The following is a 26755-nucleotide window of genomic DNA, read 5'->3' on the forward strand; positions in this document are numbered from 1 at the left end:
ATGCTTACTGGACTGAAAACAAGATGTTTCATGCGGATGATAACTCCTCCAAACCCGCATATTCCATAGTAATACCCCCACCCAATGTCACAGGTGTGCTTCATATGGGTCATGCCCTGAATAACACGATTCAGGATGTGCTGATCAGATATAAAAAGATGACTGGACATGAGGTGTTATGGATGCCTGGAACAGACCATGCGGGTATCGCCACCCAGAATGTTGTTGAACGTAAACTGGCCAAAGAGCAGAAAAAGACCCGTCACGACCTGGGAAGAGAGGCTTTCATAGAGGAAGTGTGGAAATGGAAGGAAGTTCATCAGAACACAATTATCAATCAGCTTAAGAAACTGGGAAGTTCCTGTGACTGGGACCGTGAGCGCTTTACAATGGATGAGGGCCTTTCAAGAGCAGTGCGCAGGGTCTTCGTTCAGCTTTACAATGAAGGATTGATCTACAAGGGAAAGTACATTATCAACTGGTGTCCCAGATGCCAGACAGCGCTTTCAGATGAAGAAGCGGAGCACAAGGAACTTGCAGGCAAGCTCTATTATTTCCGTTATCCATACGCGGATGGTTCGGGTTTTGTTACAGTTGCAACAACCCGTCCGGAAACAATGCTGGGTGATACTGCTGTGGCAGTTAACCCGAAGGATCCGCGCTATGCAGGGAAACATGGAAAAGCGATCACGCTTCCTCTTGTCAATAGAGAGATCCCGATAATAACCGATGATTTCGTTGATATGGAGTTCGGAACAGGAGCGGTCAAGGTCACTCCTGCACACGACCCCAATGATTTTCAGATGGGAAAAAGGCATAATCTCGAGCCAATTGCTGTAATGGATGAATCGGGGCACATGAACGGTCCAATTCCAGAGAAGTACATTGGTAAAGACCGTTTTACGGTAAGAAAAGAAGTGGTGGAAGATCTCACAGCTCTTGGTCTTGTGGAGAAAATAGAAGAACACACTCACGCAGTAGGTCATTGCTACAGATGCCATACAGTTGTGGAGCCTTTCTATTCTGATCAGTGGTTTGTAAAGATGAAACCGCTTGCCGAAGAAGCTCTCAAGGCAGCTATTGACAATAAGATAACGTTCTATCCGGTTCGCTGGAAAAAGACATATATAGAATGGATGGAGAATATTCGTGACTGGTGCATTTCCCGTCAGATCTGGTGGGGTCATCGTATTCCTGTATGGTACTGCGAAAACGGCCATATAATAGTAAGGGAAGAGACCCCTGAGAAATGCCCGGAATGCGGATCTCTCAATCTCAGACAGGAAGAGGATGTACTTGACACCTGGTTTTCATCCTGGCTGTGGCCCTTTTCAACCATGGGATGGCCTGAGGATACAAAACTTCTCAAGAAGTTTTATCCCACAGATGCGCTTGTCACTGCTCCGGAAATCCTATTCTTCTGGGTTGCAAGGATGATAATGTCCGGGCTCCATTTTACAGGTAAACTTCCCTTCAGGGACATAATTCTTCATGGAACTGTGCGTGATAAAACCGGACGAAAGATGAGCAAATCACTGGGAAACTCTATTGATCCTCTGGAGATCATTCCGGTTTATGGCGCTGATGCGCTGAGGTTCTCCATGATCATGATCACTGCCCAGGGTGCAGATGTCTATCTGGGCAAAGATACTTTTGATATCGGACGTAACTTTGCAAATAAACTCTGGAATGCCTCACGTTTTCTTCTGAGCAATATCAAGGAGAAAATCGAGATCAGCAGTCTCCCGCCTGTTGATCGTCTCAAAGCGGAAGACAAGTGGATCCTCAGTAAACTTCAAAAAACAGTTGAAAGCATTAATGATGCTCTCTCCTCCTATCGCTTCAATGAGGCCTGTCATACGCTCTATGATTTTACATGGCATGAGTTCTGCGACTGGTACATCGAGGCAAAAAAGGGAGACCTCTATCAGAATGAAGATCCGCTAAGGCGCTCAGATGCTATTACGCTGTCATCTTTTGTGCTTGCTTCCATTCTGAAGCTTTTACATCCGATCATGCCGTTTATAACCGAGGAAATATGGTCCAATTTAAGGCTGAAGGTCTCTTTCCCATCAGTAATCGATTCGGAATCGATCATGAATTCTTCTTATCCCACTGTCAATAAAGAGCTGATCGATGAGCAGGCGGAAAAGAGGTTCAATATCCTGAAGGAAATAATCACAGCTTTGCGTACTATCAGAGCAGAAAACAATATTCCTCCAGATAAGCAAGGTACCGCTGTTGTGATCCCTGAAAACAGAGAATTTTGCGACTGGATGATTTCGCAGATCCCGCTTATTAATCTCTTTGCAAGGCTTTCATCTGCAACAGTCGACACAGAGGCAAAAAAGCCCTCTTTTGCGGGATCGGCTGTCGTATTTGGAAATCAGGTCTTTCTTCTCCTTGAGGGCCTGATCGACCGAAAGGTAGAGATGGAACGGTTAACAAAAGAGGTTAACCGCATCCGTGGTCTCATTGAAAACACAAAGAATCGTCTGGAAAATGAAAGCTTCGTCTCCAGGGCTCCAGCGGATGTGATAGCAAAGGAAAGGGAAAAATATCAGGGTCTGCTTGCCAATCTGGAAAAGCTGGAGAAAAACCTGGCTGTGCTCTCATCAGGGGCATGAAGAACAGACGATATCTTTTTTACCTCGATGCCCTGTTCGATCTCCAACTGGGCGGATTTCCTTTCAGGAACCTGAAACAGTCCTCTGCAGAAATGTCGGTGCTTTTCGGCCTGATGGGATCTGCAGAGGACAGGGTACTTCTCGATATTGAAATACCTCCGGAATATTTGGAATACATCCATTCTGCAGGACTCTCCTTCGCAGAACCTTTTCACAATGGTGACTGCTCATCTTTCCAGGCTGTCTCCTGGGGATGGAATGAAAACTCACTGAAGAGAATAACTCAAACAGGTGCAGAAGTAAAATGTCCGGATTTATCAATAATCAGGAGATGCAATTCCCGTGCTTTCTGCCATGAAATCAACTGTAAATATGGATCAGGAGTGCCAGGGTCTCGGTATTGCCAATCAATCGATGATTTCAGTTCTGCACTCAATTCGCTCAAAGATTCTTTTCCGCTTGTTATAAAACCTGCTTTTGGAGGCTCAGGATATGGTTTCAGAAGGCTTGCTTCACATGTGTCGGTAAATTCGATATCTGATCAGCTTATGCCCCTGATCGAGCATGGGGGAGCTGTTGTGGAACCATGGTGCAGCCGTCTTTATGATCTGTCTATATCTGTGTATATTGAATCTGACGGATCAATCAGTAGCTATCGGTATCAGCGTTTTCTGGCAAACAGACATGGCGCATTCTACGCCATTTTGCTCTCCCCGGAAGATCCTGTGCTGGATAAGTATTCTCCTGTCATGGAGAAACATGTCAAACCTGCAGTTGAAGAACTCATCTCTGCCGGATATTTTGGCCCTGCTGGTTTCGATTCTTTCGTATATACCGACAGTAATGGAATCGAAAAAGTTGCTCCGGTTATTGAGATCAATGCCCGTTTCTCGATGAGCGATATAGCTCATAAAGTATGGAATCAGTGTGCTCCGGACCGTTACTGTCTTTTCCGGATGATATCCAGGAACAGATGCAGCCTTCCGGAATCTTATGCTGAGTTTAACAGACTCATTACTGACTTTACTTTCCGCCAGGAAAGTAAAACCGGCTGTATTCTCTTAACCCCCTTGCGGACCAGGTATGGAAACAATTCTTTTAATCAGCCGTTTCGCAATGCTTTTTTTATAGCTGCAAAGTCCCTTGATGATCTTTTTACCCTGGATTCCTGTCTTCAAAACTCTCTTTTCAGATATTAAGAGTATCACCACACCTGAGATAAGAAGGTATGGTGGGACAAGACTATAGAAATCCGGTTAGTTATTGTTTCTCCATTCTGGTAAAGAGTAACAAGATCAATCTGTGATTCAACTGCTTACAAAGGTGAGATCGAAACTGATTACCATGGAGACCCTGAAAACAAACAGGCTGCAACCAATTATATTTAAGACATCTGTGTTCAATCGCATTTTGTAATTTCCCGGGAATGAATTTGAAAATATTAAGTTACAAAGAGATCAAAGAGATTTCTTCGGATTGCAATGTAATCCCGGTCTGTAAACCAATTCTTGCGGATATAGAAACCCCGGTTTCAATCTGGAAAAAGCTCTATTCCTCTGAAAAGCACTCGTTTTTACTGGAAAGTGTTTCCGGTGGTGAAACTGTGGCCCGGTACTCTTTCCTGGGGGGTAACCCTTTTCTAACTTTCCGGGCAAAAGGAGAGAACTGGGAAGTAAGCGGCTCAAGGCAGGACTCAGGAACAGGAAAACCGATCGAGGCTTTACGCAGAATACTATCTGCCTACAAACCTGCCCGGATCGAGGGAATGCCTCCGTTCTGTGGAGGAGCAGTTGGTTTCTTCTCCTACGATTCTATCCGTCTATGGGAGAATATTCCTGATAAAAATTCCAAGGGAGACCCTCTCGATGATATCTTTTTTGCCTTTTACAAAGATCTGATCGCTTTTGATAACCGGGAGCACAAACTGCTCCTTATCAGCAATATCATCCTCGAACCTGGTGATGATCTGAAAGAAGAATACCTGCAGGCCCTTGCCAGTATCGATGAGATGGATAGAAGAATCAAGACAACTGCGGTAAATACTGATATCAGTGTGGGGCCCTGCCGTCAGCAAACATCCAATTTTCATCAGCAGGATTTTGAAAAAGCGGTAGAGCGTTGTAAAGAATACATAAAAGCCGGCGATATATTTCAGGTGGTTTTGTCTCAGAGATTTTCAATTACTCTTGAAGCTGACCCGTTCGATCTCTACAGGATTCTGCGTGTTGTCAATCCATCTCCTTACATGTACTACCTTTCTCTTGAAGGAGCATCCGTTATCGGTGCATCACCTGAGATGCTTGTCAGTGTCGAAGATGGAGTTGTGGAAAACAGGCCGATTGCAGGAACAAGAAAGAGGGGAAACAGCGAGGCAGAAGATGAAGAGCTCATTGCTCAGCTCAAGGCTGATCCCAAGGAAATCGCCGAACATATTATGCTTGTTGATCTGGGGCGAAATGATGTAGGCAGGGTGAGCGAGTACGGCTCTGTTCATGTTGAAGATATGATGCATATCGAAAAGTATTCCCATGTGATGCATCTGGTCAGCAATGTCAAAGGAAAGCTCCGTAAAGGTCTGGACCAGTTTGATGCTCTTTTTTCCTGTTTTCCGGCAGGAACCCTTTCGGGAGCGCCTAAAATAAGGGCGATGGAAATTATCGATGAACTTGAACCGGTAAGGCGCGGACTCTATGGAGGTGCACTTGGTTATCTTGATTTCAGCGGAAATATGGACACCTGCATAGTAATCCGTACAATAGTTTACAGTAAGGGAACTGCACTGGTGCAGGCTGGAGCAGGAATTGTCGCTGACTCTATCCCCTCCTCTGAATACCAGGAGACTGTACACAAGGCAGGTGCTCTTTTCTCGGCATTGCAAAACGCGAGCTTTATTGCCTCCGGTCCACCAATGGAGCAGATAGTATGATTCTGATGATAGACAATTACGATTCATTCACATACAATCTGGTACAGTATCTGGGTGAACTTTACAAAGATGAGATTCGTGTTTTCAGAAACGATCAGATAACTGTTGAGGAAATCGATGCATTCTCCAGTCAGGCTATCATTATCTCTCCCGGGCCCTGTTCTCCAAAAGAAGCCGGAATCTCTGTTGATGTAATCAGTGCGCTGGGAAGAAAAATCCCGCTTCTGGGGGTCTGCCTGGGACATCAGTCAATCGGTTTTGCTTTCGGGGGAAAAGTAATCAGGTCTCCTTACCTTATGCATGGAAAGGTATCGCAGATCCATCATAATGGACAGGATATCTTTCAGAATCTGCCTGTACCGTTTACCGCTACACGTTACCACAGTCTGATTGTCGAACGAGAGACACTTCCGGAATGCCTTCAGGTAACCGCTGAAACCGATGATGGTTTAATAATGGGACTCAGGCACAGGGAGTATCCTGTTTACGGGGTGCAATTTCATCCTGAATCTATCCTCACAGAGGGTGGAAAAACAATACTTTCAAATTTCCTTAGAATCGCAGGAGCCTTAAATTGAGCGATAAACCTGCTATTCTACAGAAGATCATCGAGCGGAAAAAACTCGAGGTGAAAGAACTAAGGCAAAGGAAACTTTCAGCATCTTTTCCCGAGTTCACTCCAAGAAATTTCGCCAGGGTTCTTTCCGAAGCGCCATCGATGGGGATTGTTGCGGAAGTAAAGAAGGCCTCACCATCTAAAGGAATTATCCGTCCTGATTTCGATCCTCTGATCATCGCAGAACGCTACTTTAAAGGCGGAGCACACGCTGTTTCTGTTCTTACAGATGAGCAATTTTTTCAGGGGTCAATTGAATACCTGTCAATTGTCCGCGATGCTGTTCCGATTCCTGTTCTGAGGAAAGATTTTCTGATAGACATAGTGCAAATTGAACAGACCGCCCGAACAGGTGCCGATGCTCTGCTTCTGATCGCAGCGGCACTTGATGATTTCCAGTTGAAAGATCTTTACCAGGCCGCTCTCTCTTTCAGGATAGATCCTCTCATAGAGGTACATTCTTCTGTTGAACTGGAACGGGTACTTAGGCTTGACCCCATAATGATCGGCATAAATAACCGCGATCTCAATACTTTCCAAACCGATCTTTCAACAACACTTTCTCTGATTAAACAGATTCCTCCATCTACCCTTGTTGTCTCCGAGAGCGGAATTGAAAATGGGACCCAGGCACGGATGATGCGGGATGCCGGAGTAAAGGCACTTCTGGTTGGAGAATCACTGATGAGAAAAGATGATCCATCCGGGCTGATAAAGGAACTCTCTCTTGTAGAGGAGAATGTCTGAACATGAGTCTCAGGGTGAAAATCTGCGGGATCACAAGGTACGATGACGCGAGAATCGCATCAAATCTGGGTGTTGATGCTCTGGGGTTTATCTTTTATTCCAAAAGTCCAAGAAATATCTCCCCTTCTGCGGCAAGAGAAATCATAAATCAATTGCCGCCCTTTATTTCAAAAGTAGGCGTATTTGTTAATCAGAGCATAAATGATGTCATTTCTATTGCCCAGGCCTCCGGAATCGACACTGTCCAGCTTCATGGATCCGAATCACCCCAAATGTGCTCTCAGATCCCTTATCCTGTCATAAAATCATTTTCTGTAAAACCTGATTCCGATCTGACTCTTCTTGAATCATATCATACTGCAGGCATTCTACTCGATACCTGGCATGAACAGATGTATGGAGGAACGGGAGATACTTTCGACTGGGAAATTGCAAGAAAGGCCTGTGAAAAGTTCGATAATATCATTCTTGCCGGAGGTCTTAACCCTTCCAATCTCGAAGAGGCTCTCAGGTCTGTTCAACCATACGGAGTAGATTTAAACAGTGGTCTGGAGCTTAAGCCGGGAATTAAAAACCCGTTCAAGATGCGGGAAGCAATCAGAATTATAAAAAACTGGAAATCAGTCTGATACTCAGAACAGATCCCTGAATAATCAATAAGTCCAGTACTGAACCGCAATAAATACTATGTCTCCCGGTATTTCTCTTTACATCCATATCCCATTCTGTGCAGGAAAGTGTCATTACTGTGATTTCTTTTCCATCAGGTATAATTCCTCCCTGGCGGACAGGTATCTGCAAGCTGTCATTACAGAATGGAATCTTGTCTGTCGTCAACTGAAACTCGAGAGATACGAGATCGAAACCATTTATTTCGGTGGCGGCACCCCCTCGATACTGTCATCGAAACAGTGGAATTATATTACATCGAGCCTTATCCGGAACCTCAACACCAGCCCTGATCTTGAATTCTCCGTAGAATGTAATCCTGAATCCTGTTCAGAAGAAAAAGTGGATTCATTCTATAATGCAGGTGTAAACAGAATCACTTTCGGGGTTCAATCCCTGTCTGAGAAAGAACTCTCTGTTTCCGGGCGGAAACACTCTGCGGTTAGAGCTATAGAAGTGCTCAATTTTCCCTCTTTGTCATGCTTCAATTCTATCGGAGCGGATATAATCTACGGCCTTCCGGGCCAGACAACAGAGACCCTGAGGGAAACGCTGAAAAATCTGTTTTCAACATCACTTATCAAGCATATTTCCGCTTATGAACTCTCTATCAGCCCGAAAACATCTTTTGGCAGACATCACAACATTCTTCCTCTTCCTGATGAAGACACAATGCTTGAGATGACTTCTATTGTCAAATCAGAATGTATCAAGCATGGATTCGAGCAGTATGAGATCTCCAATTACGCGATGCCCTCCTTTAACTGCAGACACAACGAAGCATATTGGGATCACAGGGAATACATAGGCCTCGGATGCGCAGCACATTCTTACTTTAACCGGAAAAGATGGGCCAACAAAGCAGATGTAAATGAGTATATCTGTAATCTTGAGCAGAACATCTTACCGCAATCCTGGGTGGAGAATGTAAATGATGACACTCTTGCCAAAGAGATGATTTTCCTGGGTCTCAGGAGAATCAGAGGTATCGATGAGGAGAGATTCGGAATTCTGACCAGAATGAACTTCATAGACTGCGTCAATAAGGAAAAGCTGGAGATCTTTCTATCCACGGGGCGGATAGCATACGAGAAGCCGCGATGGTATGCCACCGAAGAGGGGCTGTTGTATGCTGATGGGATGGCTAGGGATCTTTTTCTGTGACAGCAGGAGGGTGAAAATCTTTTGAATTATCAACGTTTTTATATTGCTTGCCAATAACCCTTTTTTGTGGAGCCAATCCTTTCAATTTTACCATCCAGTTTTAGTCGTTCCAGATGCCGAAGGATTGTACGCTTATTTACCTTTATTTTATCGGCCATTGCTAAAGTTGTAATAGCCGGATTTTTCTTTATCATCATTAATATCTTTCTGGTGATATTTCTGGTGATATTTCTGGTGACATACAGTCTGCCGGAATTTTAGATGGCTGCCGTTTAAACTCTACCATAAGTCCAGATTCTCTGTGAGCTTTCTTAAATCTCCATAGGGATCTATATACCCTAATACGATTTTATCTGCCAGCTCAAACATGAATCTGTTACGGTCAAGAATAGTTTTATATGAATACTTGAAAACAATATCAGGAAATGGGCTGACAATCAATATCCTGTTTGCTGATAATGCATCCTTTATGGGTTTTTCATAACGCCTCATTAAACCTTTGGAAGGGCTATTATGATTGGCTGTGTTCCTTGTAGAAGACAATTTAATACATCCTTCTCTATCTGGGACTGATAACCACAAATTACACAGTTGCCCTTTTCTCGTTGTTCAATTGCCCATTTATAATATTTGTGAATTGGAGCTGAATGGATTTTACGGCTGTGAATAAAGGCGGTTTTTTTTAATTTGAGAAGCTCCTCGTTGCCTGAATAATGGAGCGTGAATCGAGGCATTTTCATTTAAAAATCTCCTATGAGAGATTAATGTCTACACCGGAAAAATAGTTTTTCTGAAAACACTGAAAAAGATGAAGTCATTTTTGTATTGCAAGTACACTTACTTGTTTCAGCAGGTATATACCTTTCTAAGATATCATTGATTCCTTTCATGGCTCCACTCTCCCTCCGCGTCTTTACCATTGACCTGAGAACCCTTGTTTAAATTAATCAATAAAGCCTTTATTTAATCTCTGGAATGAAAGAATTAACTTGTTTATTGAAAATCACACACTTATTCTTTTTATTTGAGATATCAGGAAACAGACACTGCTCTCTGATGGGGAGATATAATGTCCTAAATTCATCTCTGGGGTGAATTTATGAGCATTTGAGGGTAAAAATTGATAGGTTAATTCACTAATTCACCCCAGAGATGAATTAAGAACCCAAAGCGAAACGAGTAATTTGTTTCCTGCAAAGAAACATTGAATAAAGATTCGGCTTTCTACTTTATACGTCTCCAACAATAAAGATTTTAATTTACAATATCTGCATAATGGCACATTCATATCTGGTTGACTGATAGAACATAGTAATGGACTTAAGCGATTAACCTCTCGTTTCATCTCATCGAAGTGAGTAATAGCTTGAACTTAAGCGCTTAATAAGGGTTTCGTTTCTTAATGCAAGCTTTTAAATCCCATTCTAACCATTAAATTCAGCAATACTTTATTACAGCACAATACAGATGCCCTACCCAGTTTTTCTCACCTTCTACTTCTTGGAAGCCTGACCATGCAAAAAAAAACAGAGGAAAAATATAAATACTTATGGTCGAATGACCTTGTTGAATTTGAATGGTTGAAATATCCCGGGTAAAGGTCATGCGTTATCCCGGAAAACTTTTAAAAAAGGAGGTGTGTTTATGTTTTTAATAATTATAAAAGCAGTTTATTATTCAATAATGCTTATATTGTGCTTATCGGAAATATATAAGATGCTTATGTGGTTTTTAGTGGGGGCTGCTTCATCCCCCATTTTGTCTTTGAGAGTATCTGTGTTTTTAATGAGACCTGAATATAGAAGGGTTTTATATCAAAATTTTATAAACAGCAGGGCAGGCGGTATCAGGATCATATTTATAACAATCCCAATACCTGTATAATCTTTCTCATCCGCACTTTGAAAAACCGCAGCTCTTGCACACCGCGCATCCGCCTTCAGTCTCCATTATGCCGCCGCATTCCGGACACTGAGGACAATAACCCATGTCAAGACTGCTGAATGTGATCTGATTCTGCTGCTGCCCCTGGATCTCGTTTATCCCCTTCTCAAGTATCCTGCCGATCGCATCTGCACAGGAGAGAATCATTTCACCTTCATGCCATGTGGGTATCGGACAGCGGATTCCCCTGAGCTGCTCAACAATCGACTTGGGGTCTACTCCCGCACGTAAAGCAAGTGATACAAGTCGCGAAACCGCTTCAGCGTTGGATGCCGCGCAGCCTCCCGACTTACCCATCTGGGTGAACACTTCGCAGAATCCGAAGTTATCGGAGTTAATATTCACATAAAGAGTCCCGCAACCGGTTTTGGTCTTGTATGTACGGCCATGTGTCACTGATGGGCGGGGTCTGGGATGGATTGTGCCGGTAAAGTAGGATGCATCACCGGATGTAAGACTTGTACCCTGACCTCCGGTTCCGGTGGTGATAACCTGGTTCTGACGTGAGCCGTCACGGTATACAGTGACACCTTTGCAGTTAAGATCATAGGCCTGTCTGAAAACATCCTCTACATCCGCAACTGTGGCTTCATGACGGAAGTTGACAGTTTTAGATACTGCATTGTCGGTGTATTTCTGGAAAGCTCCCTGAATGATAATATGCCACCTGGGTTCAATGTCGTGTGCTGTAACAAAAATATCCCTGATCCGCTTTGGTATTCCGTAAACTTTATTGAGGCTTCCGGTATCCGCGACCATCTTCATCAACTCCTCGGAGTAAAAACCCTCATCCTGAGCTATACGTTTGAAAGCCGGATGAACCTCGAGCAAACGCTTCCCATCAAGAACGTTCTTCTCATATACTATTGCAAACAGCGGCTCTATCCCGCTTGCACATCCTGCGATCATGCTGATTGTTCCTGTAGGGGCAATTGTAGTAACTGTGGCATTCCTTACCCTCAGACCGCCTTCTTCACCGTCCTTGTCGAAAGTCGATCCCTTGAAATTAGGAAAGACTCCTCTCTCTCTTGCCAGGAAAGCACTGACCTTGCGGCCCTCCTCCTGGATAAATTTCATGATCTCCTCAGCCAGACTGGCTGCTGCATGAGAATTGTACGAGATACCGAATTCTATGAGCATGTCGGCAAACCCCATCACACCAAGCCCGATTTTGCGGTTGGCCTTTGTCAATTTCTCTATTTCCGGCAGGGGATACCTGTTCACTTCTATGACATTGTCCAGAAAACGAACCGCTGTCCTGACAGTATTACCCAGCTTGAAATAATTGACCTCCTTCTTTCCATTATTATCAGAGATCATGTGTGCAAGGTTTATCGATCCGAGATTGCATGACTCATAGGGAAGGAGCGGCTGTTCTCCGCATGGATTTGTGCTCTCTATTCTGCCTACATGCGGAGTAGGGTTTGTGGCATTGATTTTGTCAATGTATACAACCCCGGGTTCGCCGTTTTTCCATGCAAGCTCAACTATTCGTTTGAAGACCTTTGATGCTTTGTGCCGGCCAACGACTTCACCTGTGCGTGGATTGCGCAACGGATATTCCTCATCCCGCTTCAACGCTTCCATAAATTCATCTGTGATCGCTACAGAGATGTTAAAATTTGACAGGACCCCATCTTTTTCCTTCATCTCTATAAAATCCATAATTTCAGGATGAGAACAGTTGAGAATACCCATGTTTGCTCCCCTCCTTGTTCCACCCTGCTTTACAGTCTCAGTAGCTGTATCAAATACCTTCATAAAGGAAAGTGGTCCGGAGGAGATACCCTTGGTTGATTTTACCCTGTCATTTTTTGGACGAATATTAGAGAAGGAGAAACCTGTCCCGCCACCACTTTTATGGATCAGAGCAGTATACTTTACCGCATTGAAAATATCCTCCATCGAATCCCCTACTGGCAGTACAAAACATGCAGAGAGTTGCTGAAGTTCTCTGCCTGCGTTCATGAGGGTAGGTGAGTTTGGAAGAAAATCAAGATCTACCATCATGTTGTAAAACTTCTCTGTCCAGATATCCGGATTGCCTTCAGTGCCAAACAGCCTCTCAGCACTGGCTATATTTTCAGCAACCCTGAAAAACATCTCCTCAGGAGTCTCAATTACCTTTCCATTTTCATCTTTTTTAAGATAGCGTTTCTCCAATACCGTACGGGCATTGTCACTTAAAGTAACTTTTTTCCCGGTCAGCCTCTCCTTCAGTGACTCTTGTGAATTATTCCCTGACATACTCTCTCGCTCATCGTATGATGATGCCTTAGTTGGTTTGGAATCGGCCGTAGTATTGGTGACCATGGACATATACTCCTTCTAAATACGATTCAGCTTTAATTTTCTTCTCTGCGGTTATTTAAAAAAGGGAGAATTTTTGCGAACAAATCTAAATATAGGGTCACGAATCGACGTAGTCAAGATATAATTTCTGAGTTTTACCACAACATACAGTATTATCCTGTGTTAAATGCCCAAGGTATTGGGTTATTAACTTGAACCGCACCTCCTTAACCCAATGGCTTTTATAAGGTTACATGAAGCCGGCAAAAAGTTTTGGCCGGTTAAGGAGAAATAAAAAGTATTTTACCTGTTTTCTGCTGTTGAAAAAGTAAGAAGAGTGTGTGGATTTTAGTTCCGGTTGTAGATTTCCGACGTATTGTCGCGAAATCAGATGTACCCTCCAGATCTTCTATCTCTTATTGCGGAATTCAGGGCCTAATCTGTTTATAATCAGGAGGAATCAAAAATGGCCACTATCATTGAGATAACCAGAATAAAAGATCTCAGGACCAGAATTGATAATCTGCGGAGGTATCTTTGAAGTAGATCAATTGGAGCAGAAGATCGAAACCTTCGAGTCGCAAGCTTCCGGGAATGATTTCTGGGATGATCCCAAGGAAGCACAAAAGGTATTAAAAGAGATCAAGAATGCAAAAAGGGTGATTGAACCCTGGAAAAAAGCCTACAACGATGGTGAAGAGCTTGAGCAGTTCTTTCTGATGGCAAGTGAAGATGGTGATGAAAAAACACTTGTTGAACTGAATGAGCAAGCCGATGAACTTGAAAAACAAATCGCTCATATTGAATTTATCAGAAAACTCAGTGGTGAGGATGATAGTGCTCCGTCAATTTTGACTATACACAGCGGAGCAGGTGGAACGGAATCCTGTGACTGGACCGAAATGCTTTTCCGCATGTATTCAAGATGGATGGAACGCAGAGGTTTTACTCAGAACATTCTGGACTATCAACCCGGTGATGAAGCCGGGCTCAAGAGTGTAACTGTCGAGGTACAGGGCGAATACGCTTATGGACATCTGAAAGCTGAATCTGGTGTTCATCGTCTGGTCAGGATCTCTCCATTTGATTCTAACGCGCGTCGCCATACCTCTTTTGCATCTGTCTATGCTTATCCAATCGTTGAAGAGGTCGATGATTTCCAGATTGAGGAAAAGGATATCAGAGTCGATACTTACAGGGCAAGCGGGGCGGGAGGCCAGCATATCAATAAAACCGACAGTGCAGTAAGGATGACCCATATACCCACAGGAATAGTCGTTGCCTGCCAGAATGAGCGGTCACAAATGAAAAACAGGTCCACAGCCCTGAGACTCCTCAAAGCCCGGGTCCGTCAGCACTATAAAGATATCGAGGAAAGGGAGAGGCAATCCAAACTGGCTGAGAAAAAGAAGATCGAGTGGGGAAGCCAGATCCGTTCCTACGTGCTGCATCCTTACAATCTGGTCAAGGATCACCGTACGGATGTGGAGACTTCAAACACCCAGGCCGTACTCGATGGGGACATTGACATGTTTATCGAAGCTTATCTTCTGAATTTCTGAAATCATCGTCGCTATCGGAATTGATATTCTTCTCGATAGCACAATCGGTATTACCTGTTGGAGCTACTTACATCGATCTTTCGATTCCTATATCAATACGGGCAGTATATTTTTGTAGTTTAGTCAAAGATAATGAGGAAAGCAAAAATCAAAAAGCAACGTGAATTTCTGACAATTGAATGTGGCCGATGTGCCACATGCTGCTCAGTACCGGTTGTGCCGGTCACATGCAGTGATGTGCGGCGGCTCTGTGAAGCTCTTGGTCTGCCGGCCAGGAAAATAATCCGTTTCTATAATGAAAAGGAAATGGAGTATGATCCTGAGGCGGACCTGTGGGTAAAACTGAAAAAGGGAAAGCTGGCCATGGGCCTGCGAAAACGCAATTCACGCTGTATATTTCTTAACAAGCACAATCTTTGCTCGGTTTACAGATGTCGTCCATTGACCTGCCGCACCTTTCCCTATGTGGTGGAATTCGATGATGATGACAATCCCGAAAAAGTATCTCTTAACAAAATTGTCGACTGCAAATGCACCCGTAAAAAGAAATCACCACTCCAGTCTGTTATCTGTGATGTCAGAATGGAACACTCTGAGGATGACTTCTATTATGATAAGATTCTGGGGTGGAACAGACGTAAAGCGGGAGGAACCATAGATGAGTTCCTCAGGTTTATCGGCCTCACATTTTAATCATAGCCACAACTGCTACTTTCGGCTCGGAGTCGGAATCGGAATCGGTATCGAAATTCCTCCCGGTACTAATTGTCATATCTAATAGGCGCTTTTTATAAAACACAAAACCGATTTTACTCTTCCTTTTGGAAATAATGATGAAACTCGGGAGGAAGAAGGTGATAATCGGTTTTTAAAGCGGTCTCCGGAAGTGGCCGGGAGTTTTTTGTGTTCCAAAAAAGAAGATCTCCTGTTTTCCCGAACCGCGCCTCATCAAGAAAAGCCGCGAAAGCCTTCCCTGAGTAGACTCCGTCAAGATGTATCCCTTCACTTCTTGAGATGATCTCTATTCCATTCCTTGCCTCATCTGTTACCACCCCGTAACCGCTTCCAAGATAATTTTCCTCAATCGTAATGTCGCTCTCTTTGAACTGACACACCGGAAAAGCGGGATCGGCATCATGAAGGAGGCGGTTTGCGGATTCAACAAGCTCGAAACACTTTGACTGATCTGCCATACAGGAAGGAACTACACTCACTGCCTTAAGTGTGCAGGGGAGACCGGCAGCCTTTAGTCCGAGGAATAGTCCGGCGGCAGTACCCATCGTTCCAAAAGCAACATAGATCGATTGGGGACATGGAATCTGCCCTGAAATAATCTGATCCCGAAGCTCAAACGCAGCATTCACATATCCGGCCACTCCCTCTGCTGTTGTGCCTCCGGGTGGAATCACAAAGGGTTTTTGCCCTTCTTTTTCAGTGTAGTACTCAACCAGAGCCCGAATAGATTTCAGAAGTGACTCAAAGGAACTGTCAAGATGCATGACGGCACCGGTGGAAAAATCTGAAAGCAGGTTTTCACGAACAGAAGCTGTACTTTCCTGTTCTACCAGCATCAGGTCCACTTTCAGGCCTGCTCTTGAGGCATACATTGCTGTTGCCAGGGCGTGATTTGAGCCTGCGGCTCCGGATGTAATAACTCTTGTTGCCCCCTCAGAAACTGCTTTTGCAAGCACAAACTCAAGCTTTCTTACCTTGTTGCCGCCATAAAGATCACCACTCAAATCATCCCGCTTTATGTATAATCCATCTCTGCCTGTCTCTCTGCACAGTCCATCCATTTCCCGGACTGGAACCGGGAAATTGCCCAGAGAGAGATAGGGCAGCGTATCCGCAATTCCGGGATATTGGGCAAATAAAGGTATCATCCGGGCTCCAATCGTATTCTGCAGCGCTTCGTTTCTCTTGTAATGTAATAGTTTAATAACTTACCTGCCAGCTACGACATAAAAATACTTCCTTGTTATTCCGTATCCGATTTTTATATAATTTGCTGCTTCTGCCTGATATTTCTTTATATTTATAGACAGAAGCGTAAAACTTCAGGAGGAGTATACATGAAAGGGTATCTTGCATTCTGTTTAATGATCCTGTTTTCTATCTCATGCAGCTCAACAAAAGCACCTGTACTGCAAAGTTTCAACCCTATACCTATTGATCTGCAGAAGGTGGATCAAAAAGACTATTCTGAAATAGTAGATATTGTAAATAAGAACTACGCCGGTTCCTCACAAGCTTTTGGAAATGCCGCAGTGCTGAAGGAAGCGTCACCTTTTTTATATCTGCGGGTATTCTCATTGACTGATGATGGGGCATGCTACAGAGTTTCTATTGACCGGAACAGGAGTAAAATCATAAACATTCAACCGGATTGCTCTGTTGCAGTTGAATAATTCTATACTGGTGATAAAAACTCAACTGATTTTCTCTAAAACAAAGCACCGGGAGAAAAAGCAGGGAATACAAAACCATTTCTTGTGAAAATTTAACACTGTTCATTCCCGGTATCTTGCAGTTGGTTATGGCAATTGATGGAGGGGATACTATTCTTTACACTCTGAAATGCTTTACCAGGGCGCTAAAAATGCTCTGTTTCCCTGAACCCGGCTGTTTCCAAAAGATGATTTATCAGGACATTAATGGTTCTGATATCATCTGTGGTATTGGTTTGATTTACGGTCATTTCTCCAGTAAAAAAGATTATAGCTCTCCTTATCATACCTCTTATTCATACTACTTTCAGGTTCCAGATACTTTTAAAAAGACCAGAAACAAAGAGATTATCCGGATAATCCTTTCTGCTGATAAGTATTCCCGGGTTATTATTAGTAAAATATGCGGCAGGAAATGCAATACTTTTTGTCAAATAACCCGGCTTATTGTCAAAAGGATCAATTACTCAATAACCCGGAATTTATTCCGGTTTTTTAGCTCTTTTTGGGGTCCCGGTTCATATTGTTACACTTGATATATTTCCCAAATGTATATTATGGACATTTTTAATATAGCTGATTTGTCAAGGTAATAATCTCTTTACCAGAAATGTAGAAAACCTGCCACTATCTGGAGGATCCTATGATGTCTGTCTATGAGTACTTTGATTACCGTAAGCTGCTTAAGGATCTCTTTGAAGAGCAGAAGGCGCAAAACCGCTTTTTTTCCTACCGGACACTTGCCGGCATGGTAGGATTTACATCAGCAGGATTTTTTACCAAAATTCTCCAGGGGGCGGTTAACATTTCACCCCAGAAAGCTATTGCCTTCGCAAAAGCATTCCATCTGACAAAGCTCGAAACAAGGTATTTTGAAAAACTTGTAGCCTTCAATCAGGCAAGAACCCACGAGGAGCGAAGGTTCTACCTTGAACAGCTTGTTGCCCTGAGACAGAACAAACTGAAAACTTTAACCTCCAAGGAGTATGAACTCTTTAGTGAATGGTACTTCGTTGTTATCCGGGAAATACTCGATTTTTATCCATTCAACGGCAACTACAAAGAACTGGGGAATATGCTCCAGCCAGCTATTGCGGCAACTGATGCCAGAAAAGCGATTGATACTCTTGAAGAGCTGAAACTCATCAGAAGAAAAGCAGATGGATATTATGAACGCACCGGAGAACTGGTTAACACCTCTGATTCCTTGATGAATGTGGCAATCACAAATTTCCAGATCAACTCTTCTGAACTGGCCAAAGATGCTATCCAGAATGTACCCAAAGAAGCAAGAGAGATTTCAACACTTACCCTCAGTATTTCACAATCCACTTATGAGGAGATACGCAACAGACTGAGGGATCTTAGACGTGAACTGCTGGAGCTTGCACAAAGAGAAACCCTTCCGGACAGAGTATATCAGGTCAACATGCAGCTTTTTCCAGTCACCAAACCCTACAACCGCTCAATTGGCGCAGGAGAACTGCTGGTTAAGGGAAAAAGGGGAAGAAAACCTCTGGGTTTGAAGAATGTGTCGGAAAATATGAAAATGGCACTGCAGGAATAAGAGAAGGCAGAACCTGACTGAAGGTCTGGATGCCTGTCTTTTCACAGGCATAACGCCTGACGTTGACAATTGTACATGGTTGCTGAATTGTACTGGGAGATGGATTTTTTACCTTAGTTCCCTTTTACATACTTTTCCGCTTGAGGATTTAGGAAGAGAATCGCGGAATTCGATCTCTTTAGGTATTCTGGAGTGTTCCAGCTTCTGCCTGCAAAAATCCATTATCTGCTCTACCGTAAGATCCACTCCCTCCTTCAGTACCACAAAAGCCTTCACTGCAAATCCAAGTATCTCATCGGGAACACCTGTGACTGCAACTTCGCTGACACCATCAATTTCGTAAAGCACATCTTCAATCTCTCTGGGGCTTATCCTCTCCCCGCCGCTTTTTATCATATCATCTTTACGGGATACAAAATACAGAAACCCCTCTTCATCCATCTTGAAGTAATCTCCGCTTAAGAGCACTCTTTCGCCCGGATAAGTTCCAGGTTTAAGCACTGCAGCGGTTTCTTCTTCCTTTCCCCAGTAGCCCTTCATCACATGTGCCCCCCTTATCACAAGCTCCCCTACTGTCCAGGGTTCGATGATTCGATTTCCCGCATCATCAATAAGCCAGACCTCTGTGTTTGGAATCGCCTTTCCAACTGAAAGAGGACGACGGGACAGTTCCGATGGCGGGAGGTAGGAGACTCTCTTGCACTCTGTCAAACCATACATCGAATATATCCCGGCATTTTTAAAGGCTTTTTTAAGACCATCTATATGCATAGGCGGAAGTGCCTGGCCGGTGTTTGAAAGATATCTGACATGGGAAAAATCATAGTTTTCAAGATCCCGCAACTGAAGAAGTAAAGCTGCCATAGCCGGTACAATTGGAAACCCGGTTACCTTCTCATCTAAGATTCTGCGTATCGCCTGATACGGATAAACAAATGCCCTCTCTAAAATTACAGTTCCTCCGAACAGCACACTCATGAGAACCTGATATAGCCCGTAGTCAAAAGAGAGCGGAAGGTAGTTGAGGATAATATCCTCAGGACGGTTCTTCAGATACTGAGTGATGGAACGGGCAGCGGTCACCATGTTCTGATGTGTCAGCATCACACCCTTTGGGTCCCCTGTTGAACCGGATGTATACATAAGCGATGCCAGATCGATGTCGATACAGGAGCGCGGTGGTTCCTGGTCAGAAAAAGAGTTTAAAAAACTCTGAAACATCACTGTTTCAATTCCTTCTCCCTGCTCTGCTGAAAAGCTCTCCTGCCGGCATTCTCTTTCGTAATCACAAACAAGCATAAGTTTTAATTCCGGACTGCTGACTTGCGCATCGATGATCTGCTGCGCTCCAACACTATCTGTTATAAGTGCCCAGACAGAACAGTCCCGCAGTATATATGAGAGCTTTTTACTTTTAACCTGTGGGTTAATTACCAGAAAGACTCCTCCGGCCTTAAGAATACCAAAGATTGATATCACTGATTCAATGGAGTTTTCGAGGTAAACAGCCACCCGGCTCTGACGGCTCATCCCACGGGAAAGAAGTCCGTTTGAGAGCCGGCATGCAGAACTGTATAAGGTCTGGTAATCGATGCTTCGTCCCAGATTGATCACAGCTTTTTTTTGGGGAAATCTCTCAGCACTTCTGTTTAAAAAATCGCCCAGCAGCATAACCTTAATTTTCCTGGTTAAGTGATTACTCTGATCTGATTAGGGAAAAAGGTTTTTTAAAGTTTATTTGTATCTGAACTATCAGTCAGTGGAAAAAGCGGAAACATTTCGTGAATTATAGTGTTCAAAGTACATGCCAGATAAGGCAGGGATTTTTCAACTCAGAGGAAATTGTTGAATTAACAAGTCAAGTCACAATAGATGAAATTATGACTAACCCCATCAAACCATTTCTCAAATCCGGTGACTTAAGGTCTTAACTCACTATTTCACCTGCAGGGAAAACCTGGAAAAAGAACAAGAAATCACCTAAAATATTTATCCACAATCACTTATCAAAAATTGGCTCGCACATTGCGCTCTTAATTGTTGCCATCCAGAACATTTTCCGAACAGAGGAGGAGATTGTGCGAAATTCATTTTTCTTTACTACTATTTTTCTGCTCTCATTCATTGCCAATGGTCAAAACTCAAACAAACCTCAGTTTAATGATAGGGCAGACAGTCTAAGCTACATAATCGGCCGTGATGTCGGATCACAGCTCAAAGACTTCGGAACAACAGTCCGGATGCCTCAGTTCACTCTCGGTGTGCAGCAGGCTATGGAAGGGGTAGAATCACCAATAGATTCCGCTGCAGCAGATTCACTGCGAAAGAGCTTTGCTGACGAGGTCCAGAGAAAAATGCAGCAACAGCAGGAAGAACTCGCCAGCAAAAATAAAAAAGAGAGCGATACTTTCCTCTCCAGCAATAAAAAACAAAAGGGAGTTCAGGTGACAAAAAGCGGTCTGCAGTACAAAGTTATCCAGAAAAGCAGTGGTCCTAAACCCACCGCTACCGACTCTGTAAGGGTAATCTACAAGGGAATGCTCATGGATAATACGGTGTTTGACAGCACCACAGCTGAAAACCCAGCCACTCTTGATCTGCAGCGCACAATTCCTGGAATCTCAGAAGGCATTCAGTTAATGAGTGAGGGAGCTACATATCGCTTCTTTGTTCCACCGGATCTCGCCTATGGCCCTACTGGCGCTCCACCGGTTATTCCCCCCAACTCAGTTCTGATATTTGATATCACACTACAGGAGATACTGGGTAAACAGAAAAATGCTTCTCAAATCCGGAATCAATAATACCCTTACTCTCTCTTTCACCTTCAAGTAATCCGCTCATATTTTCACCCGAAATCTGAGCGGTTTTACTTTTCCTGCATAAACCCTGGAAAGCCCTTACTCCCGATTGTACTATTTTATCTATCCGGAGGTTACTATCAGGCTTGCTTTCCTTAATCAGAATTACCTGGTTCAGCGGGAACTGGTCTTGGCTCTGAAAAGAGTTCCTGATCTGAAACTGGTATTATTTGAAATCTCCTCTCATCCAGGGGCAACTGCAGCCAATGACCTGCTGAAAATCCTCTCTGAAGAACCATGTCCGATTCTACTCACTGTAAACGAGTGGGGTCTTGACAGTGATGGAATTCTTCATCAGTTCATGTCTGAAAAAAACATGCTCCATGTAAACTGGTTTGTCGATGATCCGGTTTTTGATGAAATGATGCTCAAGAAAAAATTCCGACCCTCTCCGATGCGAATCGATTTTGTTTCAGACAGAGGGTATATCCCCTGGATGATTAAAAAGAACTACAACCCCTTTTTTCTCCCTCTTGGCACCGACCCCTCTATCTTTCACCCTTCCGTGCCAGGTGAGTCAAAGGAGCACCAGATTGTTTTTGTGGGAAACTCCTACCGGGAACAGATAAACAGGTATCTGGAAAAGGTGGAGGATTTTTTTGATGGCCTCATTCCTCTTCTTAAAGGGGTTGTCCGCTCATATCAGGAAAATGTGGAGTACGATGTTGAGAGTGACATCAGGTCAAAAATCAAGAATATTTCTCTTCCCCCCGATCTCCATGAGGAGAAAGCGGTTTTTATTGCAAAACAGGTAGCCAGTTATCTTCAGAGAAAAGATCTCATTGTATCTTTGGTCAAAAGATATCCAGGTTTCACTGTTTTCGGTGATGATGGCTGGCTGGTGGATATACCCTCAGAAAGGCTTAAAAAAGCGGGTTACTATGACAGCCTGGCAGATGTTTACCGCAAATCGGAAATTGTTGTGGATGTAAATAGAGTGGTTATACGCGATGGATTCACTCAGAGGATTTTTGATGCACTGGCATGCGGAAGCTTTGTGGTCACAAGCTCAAAACCTGCTGTACATGAATTCTTCAACACATCCGGACCACTTCAGGAAGTGGTGACATTCAGAAGCCAGTGTGCTCTTACCCAGCAGATAGATTATTATCTGGAACACAAAGATGAGATGACGGCAATTGCTTCCAGAGGACAAAAAAAGGTTCTCTCACTTCATACTTATGACCACAGAATCAGACAGATGCTCTCCATCTCTTCTGCCTACCTGAAGAAGATAAGCTCTGAACTTTAAAGCTTCCTTTTACATCATTTTTGCTCTTTATTAATCAGGCTCGGCAGTATCCGTTTAGCTTAACAGAATATTACCACTGATTAAGCTGATTAGATTAGATTTTAACTGTAGAGGAAGATTTTTTTGTCCCTGTTTGGTATCAGAATCTATATATTCACCTGAAACGTATTATCCCGATAATCCAGATTATGGGTTTTCTGACCCTGATTATTGTATTAAGAATTTCACGTAAGGTGACCTTATGGGCGATTCCACATGCTACTTTGGTACCGAAATTACTCCATCAGAACCAATTGCTCTGAGAGCCGGGCCACTGAGTTTGCTTTACAATGATGGAATGATCAGGTCGATCAGGTTTGGAGAAAATGAGATTGTCCGCAGAGTCTATATGGCTCTTAGAGACCAGTACTGGAATACTATCCCCTTTCAGGTTGATCCTATCCTTAATTTGATCGAAGATTCTTCTTTTCATATCTCATTTGAAGCGTTGCACAGGGAAAAAGAGGTCCATTTCAAATGGACAGGCGATATAAGAGGCGATGCAAGCGGAACAATACGTTTTGATATGCGGGGTGAGGCGCTGTCAACTTTCAAACGCAACAGAATCGGGCTCTGTATTCTCCACCCTGTAGAGCTATGTGCCGGACGAGCCTGTGTCATTGAGAAAACAAATGGAGAGAAAATCGAGGGGTCATTTCCGGTGTTTATCAGCCCGTTTCAGCCATTCAAAGATATTGCTTCAATCAGCTACAAGGTCCCGCCTGATGCCAGAACTGTTATCCGGTTCGAGGGGGATACATTTGAGATGGAAGATCAGAGGAACTGGACTGATGCATCATATAAAACTTACTCCACACCTCTGGATCTTCCCATTCCGGTTACAGTGGAGAAAGGGACAATCATAAAGCAGTCTGTAACAATTTCTATCAATGCAGCTCAGCGTACTGAAGTCTTACCGGTAAAATCTCTGGAAATAAAAGTCCCGCCACCTGACCGTTACAGCCATTATCTGCCCGACATCGGTTTGGTATTTGCCAACAAGCTGACTCCATCTGCTGCTGAGCTGCTCCAAGCTCTTCACCTTTCACATATAAGAATAAATATTGAGGCTGATCATCGTTCTCTGGTCAAAGAGATGGAATCAGCAGCCAGTACCTGTATGCACCTGGGCTTCCCTGCGGAGCTGGCACTCTATCTTACACCCAATTACCTCGAAGAACTTGAGGTATTAAGGCAGGTGTTAAGGACCTCCCAGATACCGGTCCGTCGTTTTCTCATCTACAGAAAAGATTTGAAAGTCACGCCACTGGAAACCATTGCTGCTGCATGCACAACTCTACTCTCCTATGCTCCGGCGGCTCAAATTAGTTCCGGAACCGATTCCTATTTCGTAGAAATCAACCGTAATCATCCCGATAACCGCTTTTTAGACCTGCTCTGCTACTCTGCGAATCCTCAGGTGCATACAACCGATAATGAAGCTGTGATGGAAAACCTTCCCGGTCTGGCCGAGACACTCAGAACCGCCTCTCTTTTTCAGGGCAGAGCGCATCTGGCAGTGACACCCATAACTCTTTACCCCCGGAAAAATCCAGCTCAGCCCGGAAAAGCAGGTGGTGCAGATCCCAGGCAAAAAGGACTGTTCTGTGCCGCCTGGACCCTTGGGAGTCTTATGTACTGTATCGAGGGTGGCGCGGTGAGCCTTACTTATTTTAAAACCTCGGGTCCTGAAGGGATCATGCCGGAAAATGGTAACTCAGTTTACCCTGTTTACCATCTGTTCGCCTCAGTAACAGAAATGGCAGGGGCCACAGCTCAGAGCTGTGCCTGTAACGATTATTACAGAATCGCCTGTATTGTGCTTTACAAAGGCATTTCGATGCAGCTGCTGATTGCCAACCTGACCGGCTCACCTCAACAGGTTACAGCTTTTGACCTGCCTGCAAACATTTATCTGACAACCCTGGACGAAACTACATTCGATGAGGCAACCCGGTTCCCGCAGCTATGGAGATGTAGAAAAGGGGAGCTGCGCATTTCTACAGGGCCATTTCATGTTTTTGATATACTGCCTTATGGAGTTTTGAGAATTGAAGCATCTTTAACCAGATAATCTAAACGAACAAGTTTACACATGTATTTCAGCATCTCGCTAAAAATCTGCCTCTTCGGCTTCTGTCTCACTGTGAGAGGCGATATCTTTTTTCTCGATCAGATCGCGCTCAAAACATAGAATATCCAGCGTATGTGATGGATGTTGTTTCTCCAATTCTTTATCACAGATCTCGGCAGCCTCCTGGAACCTGCCGCATCGGCGGTACAAATCTATCATGTAAATCTTCTCGCTGATACTGTCATTACCGAACTGTTGGCCAGACTCTGTAGCTTTTTTAAATAACTCAAGTGCCCTTTCTCTGCACTTTTTTGCCGCTTCTGTGTAATTGTTGTCATCACATATCCACCCTGCAAACACAGATGACCAGCCTGCTGCTGCAAACTCTCCAAGAGTGTCCATTATCATGCTGTGACAGAGAAAAGAATTGGCAGTTTCGGGATAGACAGGATCAATCAACTGACGTTTGTATTCAGGGCTCTTTACAATTTCATGGACCTGGGGATCACCCTCGGTAATCTCCATCGCACAATACCCGCAGGAGATGCACCTCTGTACCCAGAGATAGACTGCTGAGCGTCTGATATGACTTGACCTTCCATCGAGATCGTGCGGTCCCACTGTGTCAAATGCCAGAGACACAATAGGGTAACGGTTCTCTTTCCCACAAACGTAACAACTTTTCTCTTTAAGGTATACTGTAGTCATTGTGTTTTTCTGCTTTTCACTTTGTAATCGATAAAACTCCACACCATATCTGGAACCAGAACAAAAAATATCGGTATTACATCAAAATCCTTCTGGATAATACTGCCGGTTACACACCAAAGAACTGCAACACCGGCAAAGGATACCATTAATCCGCCTTTACCTTTTTCACCGGATTTCAACTGCTGAAAGCCTGGAAGAAACAGACTGGAGAAGGCTTCGCCGTGACCGGAAATCCCGGTGACCTCCTGCTTAAATCCATCCCTGGTATCCATTTTCCATTCACTGCTGCTGTTGTCAGACTCAAGTTCAATATCGTAATTTGTCAATCCGGACCGGCGTTTGGCAATCCACTTTGATTCACTCATCCTCAGCTTCTCCCAGGGTTTCTGAACGTACTCACCTACCCCGATCCCATCTCTGAGAAGAGACTCAACCTTTGACATCGGGATATTATGCTGCTCGATGAGTTTCCATTCGGTCTGGGAAAGCCCAAGGCGCTCCCAGGGCTTTAGATCATCCTGGCCGGTAATCACTGCCGCACCTGAAAGTAAAACAAGAAAAAGGAGTGTTAATTTATTCATTTACTCTGATCCTGTGGTTTTTGTAAGTTGTATGAAAGATCTATACTGAAACCCGGACCTTTTTCTTCTTTGTCATTTTCAGTAAAGTAAATAAATTCCGCTCCCACTCCAAACATCCGGTCAAGAAAAGATGTCCTGATTCCGGCATTAAAACCTATAATACGGGAATTTAAAAACACAGGGTAAGGATCTTCATATCTCCAGGATTGACTGGATACTGTCGGTGGCACCAGATGCACAAATTCCGTCTGCCAGGAATCAAAGGCTTTATTGTATAATGAATTGAAAAATCCTGCATTTATTATAAGCTCCATCGATTCAGGAATCCTCAATGCTGGTATCTTGTGGATATTGCACTGAAGATCGACAACTGTACTGTGGTACCATTCCTTATTATCTTCAATCAACGGGAAAACGGAATCACACTTCGAAGAGACATTTTTAAACCCGTACTCAAGATTGAAATTCACATATTTAAGTATGTCAAATGACAGACCCATCCCCAGTCCAAAAGAGGACAGTTCCAGTCCTGACCCTGACATGTTATTCCCCTTCTGCCAGGGATAATTGTCTGAACCGGGTTCGTAAAACTTTGGATTACTCCGCCAGTATTCCATCTTCAGCGCAGGGCTGATCTTAAGCCCTCCCTTTTCTATGTCATACATGGTGATCCAAT

General features: G+C 43.8%; 23 protein-coding genes. 15 read left to right on the plus strand and 8 right to left on the minus strand.

Annotated features, from left to right (window positions below; all coding sequences use genetic code 11):
• The 7 genes from GX089_06235 to hemW form a co-directional block, all read left to right on the plus strand.
• On the plus strand, positions 1–2627 hold a 2627-nt coding region (locus GX089_06235; GenBank protein ID NLP02073.1), incomplete at its 5' end, for a valine--tRNA ligase.
• Positions 2624–3826 carry a hypothetical protein gene (locus tag GX089_06240; GenBank protein NLP02074.1) on the plus strand — a complete coding sequence of 401 codons (1203 nt, stop codon included), beginning with the start codon at positions 2624–2626 and terminating at the stop codon, positions 3824–3826. The genes GX089_06235 and GX089_06240, both read left to right, overlap by 4 nt.
• Positions 3827–4053: 227 nt before the next feature.
• Complete coding sequence (gene trpE / locus GX089_06245) at positions 4054–5553, plus strand: anthranilate synthase component I (protein NLP02075.1); 1500 nt, start codon at positions 4054–4056, stop codon at positions 5551–5553.
• Positions 5550–6131 (plus strand): aminodeoxychorismate/anthranilate synthase component II, encoded by a 582-nt coding sequence (locus tag GX089_06250; protein NLP02076.1) that lies wholly within the window; start codon positions 5550–5552, stop codon positions 6129–6131. The genes trpE and GX089_06250 overlap by 4 nt, the downstream gene beginning before the upstream one ends.
• Positions 6132–6145: 14 nt before the next feature.
• Positions 6146–6916, plus strand: a complete 771-nt coding sequence (gene trpC / locus GX089_06255; protein ID NLP02077.1) for an indole-3-glycerol phosphate synthase TrpC — start codon at positions 6146–6148, stop codon at positions 6914–6916.
• Between the two features lie 2 nt (positions 6917–6918).
• Positions 6919–7545 (plus strand): phosphoribosylanthranilate isomerase, encoded by a 627-nt coding sequence (locus tag GX089_06260; protein NLP02078.1) that lies wholly within the window; start codon positions 6919–6921, stop codon positions 7543–7545.
• Between the two features lie 58 nt (positions 7546–7603).
• Positions 7604–8749, plus strand: coding sequence for a radical SAM family heme chaperone HemW (gene hemW / locus GX089_06265; protein NLP02079.1), 1146 nt, complete (start codon positions 7604–7606; stop codon positions 8747–8749).
• A gap of 38 nt (positions 8750–8787) precedes the next feature.
• On the opposite strand, the gene GX089_06270 is transcribed toward hemW, so the two are convergent.
• Complete coding sequence (locus GX089_06270; GenBank protein ID NLP02080.1) at positions 8788–8946, minus strand: HTH domain-containing protein; 159 nt, start codon at positions 8944–8946, stop codon at positions 8788–8790.
• A gap of 82 nt (positions 8947–9028) precedes the next feature.
• Positions 9029–9241: a hypothetical protein gene (locus tag GX089_06275; GenBank protein ID NLP02081.1), complete on the minus strand. Its 213-nt coding sequence runs from the start codon at positions 9239–9241 to the stop codon at positions 9029–9031.
• Between the two features lie 1152 nt (positions 9242–10393).
• Here GX089_06275 and GX089_06280 point away from each other — a divergent pair.
• Entirely contained in the window at positions 10394–10633 is a 240-nt protein-coding gene (locus GX089_06280; protein NLP02082.1) for a hypothetical protein, read from the plus strand.
• A 6-nt stretch (positions 10634–10639) separates the two neighbouring features.
• Here GX089_06280 and GX089_06285 read toward each other — a convergent pair whose 3' ends face one another.
• Positions 10640–12940 (minus strand): vitamin B12-dependent ribonucleotide reductase, encoded by a 2301-nt coding sequence (locus GX089_06285; GenBank protein ID NLP02083.1) that lies wholly within the window; start codon positions 12938–12940, stop codon positions 10640–10642.
• A gap of 511 nt (positions 12941–13451) precedes the next feature.
• Between GX089_06285 and prfB the strand changes: the two genes are divergently transcribed.
• Both prfB and GX089_06295 read left to right on the plus strand, forming a co-directional pair.
• Positions 13452–14547 (plus strand): peptide chain release factor 2 gene (prfB, locus tag GX089_06290; GenBank protein ID NLP02084.1). Its coding sequence is split into 2 segments (ribosomal slippage): positions 13452–13514 and positions 13516–14547, totalling 1095 coding nucleotides; the frame shifts between segments, so codons are not numbered across the junction.
• A gap of 132 nt (positions 14548–14679) precedes the next feature.
• Positions 14680–15240 (plus strand): YkgJ family cysteine cluster protein, encoded by a 561-nt coding sequence (locus GX089_06295; protein NLP02085.1) that lies wholly within the window; start codon positions 14680–14682, stop codon positions 15238–15240.
• Between the two features lie 116 nt (positions 15241–15356).
• Here the strand turns inward: GX089_06295 and GX089_06300 are convergent, their stop codons facing one another.
• Positions 15357–16430 (minus strand): pyridoxal-phosphate dependent enzyme, encoded by a 1074-nt coding sequence (locus tag GX089_06300; GenBank protein ID NLP02086.1) that lies wholly within the window; start codon positions 16428–16430, stop codon positions 15357–15359.
• A 189-nt stretch (positions 16431–16619) separates the two neighbouring features.
• Here GX089_06300 and GX089_06305 point away from each other — a divergent pair, with 189 nt between their 5' ends.
• Complete coding sequence (locus tag GX089_06305) at positions 16620–16955, plus strand: hypothetical protein (GenBank protein ID NLP02087.1); 336 nt, start codon at positions 16620–16622, stop codon at positions 16953–16955.
• Positions 16956–17637: 682 nt separating this feature from the next.
• The gene (locus tag GX089_06310; GenBank protein NLP02088.1) at positions 17638–18561 is read left to right on the plus strand and encodes a TIGR02147 family protein; all 924 of its coding nucleotides are present in this window, start codon (positions 17638–17640) and stop codon (positions 18559–18561) included.
• 108 nt (positions 18562–18669) lie between these two features.
• Here GX089_06310 and GX089_06315 read toward each other — a convergent pair whose 3' ends face one another.
• The gene (locus GX089_06315; protein ID NLP02089.1) at positions 18670–20232 is read right to left on the minus strand and encodes an AMP-binding protein; all 1563 of its coding nucleotides are present in this window, start codon (positions 20230–20232) and stop codon (positions 18670–18672) included.
• A gap of 407 nt (positions 20233–20639) precedes the next feature.
• On the opposite strand from GX089_06315, the gene GX089_06320 reads away from it, so the two are divergent.
• From GX089_06320 to GX089_06330, 3 genes are all read left to right on the plus strand, one after another.
• Positions 20640–21365 carry an FKBP-type peptidyl-prolyl cis-trans isomerase gene (locus GX089_06320; GenBank protein ID NLP02090.1) on the plus strand — a complete coding sequence of 242 codons (726 nt, stop codon included), beginning with the start codon at positions 20640–20642 and terminating at the stop codon, positions 21363–21365.
• 187 nt (positions 21366–21552) lie between these two features.
• Positions 21553–22674, plus strand: a complete 1122-nt coding sequence (locus GX089_06325; protein ID NLP02091.1) for a glycosyltransferase — start codon at positions 21553–21555, stop codon at positions 22672–22674.
• 241 nt (positions 22675–22915) lie between these two features.
• A complete protein-coding gene (locus GX089_06330) occupies positions 22916–24787 on the plus strand; it encodes a hypothetical protein (protein ID NLP02092.1) in 1872 nt (623 codons plus the stop codon).
• Positions 24788–24826: 39 nt separating this feature from the next.
• Here the strand turns inward: GX089_06330 and GX089_06335 are convergent, their stop codons facing one another.
• From GX089_06335 to GX089_06345, 3 genes are all read right to left on the minus strand, one after another.
• Positions 24827–25495 carry a hypothetical protein gene (locus GX089_06335; GenBank protein ID NLP02093.1) on the minus strand — a complete coding sequence of 223 codons (669 nt, stop codon included), beginning with the start codon at positions 25493–25495 and terminating at the stop codon, positions 24827–24829.
• Positions 25492–26079, minus strand: a complete 588-nt coding sequence (locus GX089_06340) for a hypothetical protein (GenBank protein ID NLP02094.1) — start codon at positions 26077–26079, stop codon at positions 25492–25494. Before GX089_06340 ends, GX089_06335 begins: the two co-directional genes overlap by 4 nt.
• Positions 26076–26755: hypothetical protein (locus GX089_06345; GenBank protein ID NLP02095.1), on the minus strand; the 680-nt coding region annotated here is incomplete at its 5' end. The genes GX089_06340 and GX089_06345, both read right to left, overlap by 4 nt.

It is taken from the genome of Fibrobacter sp. (genome assembly GCA_012523595.1).
Taxonomy (GTDB): domain Bacteria; phylum Fibrobacterota; class Chitinivibrionia; order Chitinivibrionales; family Chitinispirillaceae; genus JAAYIG01.

Bases quoted from the DNA above. Each gene is read 5' to 3' on its own strand.
- GX089_06240 (NLP02074.1), top strand. From the start codon at position 2,624: ATGAAGAACAGACGATATCTTTTTTACCTCGATGCCCTGTTCGATCTC.
- trpE (NLP02075.1), top strand. From the start codon at position 4,054: ATGAATTTGAAAATATTAAGTTACAAAGAGATCAAAGAGATTTCTTCG.
- GX089_06250 (NLP02076.1), top strand. From the start codon at position 5,550: ATGATTCTGATGATAGACAATTACGATTCATTCACATACAATCTGGTA.
- GX089_06260 (NLP02078.1), top strand. From the start codon at position 6,919: ATGAGTCTCAGGGTGAAAATCTGCGGGATCACAAGGTACGATGACGCG.
- hemW (NLP02079.1), top strand. From the start codon at position 7,604: ATGTCTCCCGGTATTTCTCTTTACATCCATATCCCATTCTGTGCAGGA.
- GX089_06270 (NLP02080.1), bottom strand. From the start codon at position 8,946: ATGATGATAAAGAAAAATCCGGCTATTACAACTTTAGCAATGGCCGAT.
- GX089_06275 (NLP02081.1), bottom strand. From the start codon at position 9,241: ATGAGGCGTTATGAAAAACCCATAAAGGATGCATTATCAGCAAACAGG.
- GX089_06280 (NLP02082.1), top strand. From the start codon at position 10,394: ATGTTTTTAATAATTATAAAAGCAGTTTATTATTCAATAATGCTTATA.
- GX089_06285 (NLP02083.1), bottom strand. From the start codon at position 12,940: ATGTCAGGGAATAATTCACAAGAGTCACTGAAGGAGAGGCTGACCGGG.
- GX089_06295 (NLP02085.1), top strand. From the start codon at position 14,680: ATGAGGAAAGCAAAAATCAAAAAGCAACGTGAATTTCTGACAATTGAA.
- GX089_06300 (NLP02086.1), bottom strand. From the start codon at position 16,430: ATGATACCTTTATTTGCCCAATATCCCGGAATTGCGGATACGCTGCCC.
- GX089_06305 (NLP02087.1), top strand. From the start codon at position 16,620: ATGAAAGGGTATCTTGCATTCTGTTTAATGATCCTGTTTTCTATCTCA.
- GX089_06310 (NLP02088.1), top strand. From the start codon at position 17,638: ATGATGTCTGTCTATGAGTACTTTGATTACCGTAAGCTGCTTAAGGAT.
- GX089_06315 (NLP02089.1), bottom strand. From the start codon at position 20,232: ATGCTGCTGGGCGATTTTTTAAACAGAAGTGCTGAGAGATTTCCCCAA.
- GX089_06330 (NLP02092.1), top strand. From the start codon at position 22,916: ATGGGCGATTCCACATGCTACTTTGGTACCGAAATTACTCCATCAGAA.
- GX089_06335 (NLP02093.1), bottom strand. From the start codon at position 25,495: ATGACTACAGTATACCTTAAAGAGAAAAGTTGTTACGTTTGTGGGAAA.
- GX089_06340 (NLP02094.1), bottom strand. From the start codon at position 26,079: ATGAATAAATTAACACTCCTTTTTCTTGTTTTACTTTCAGGTGCGGCA.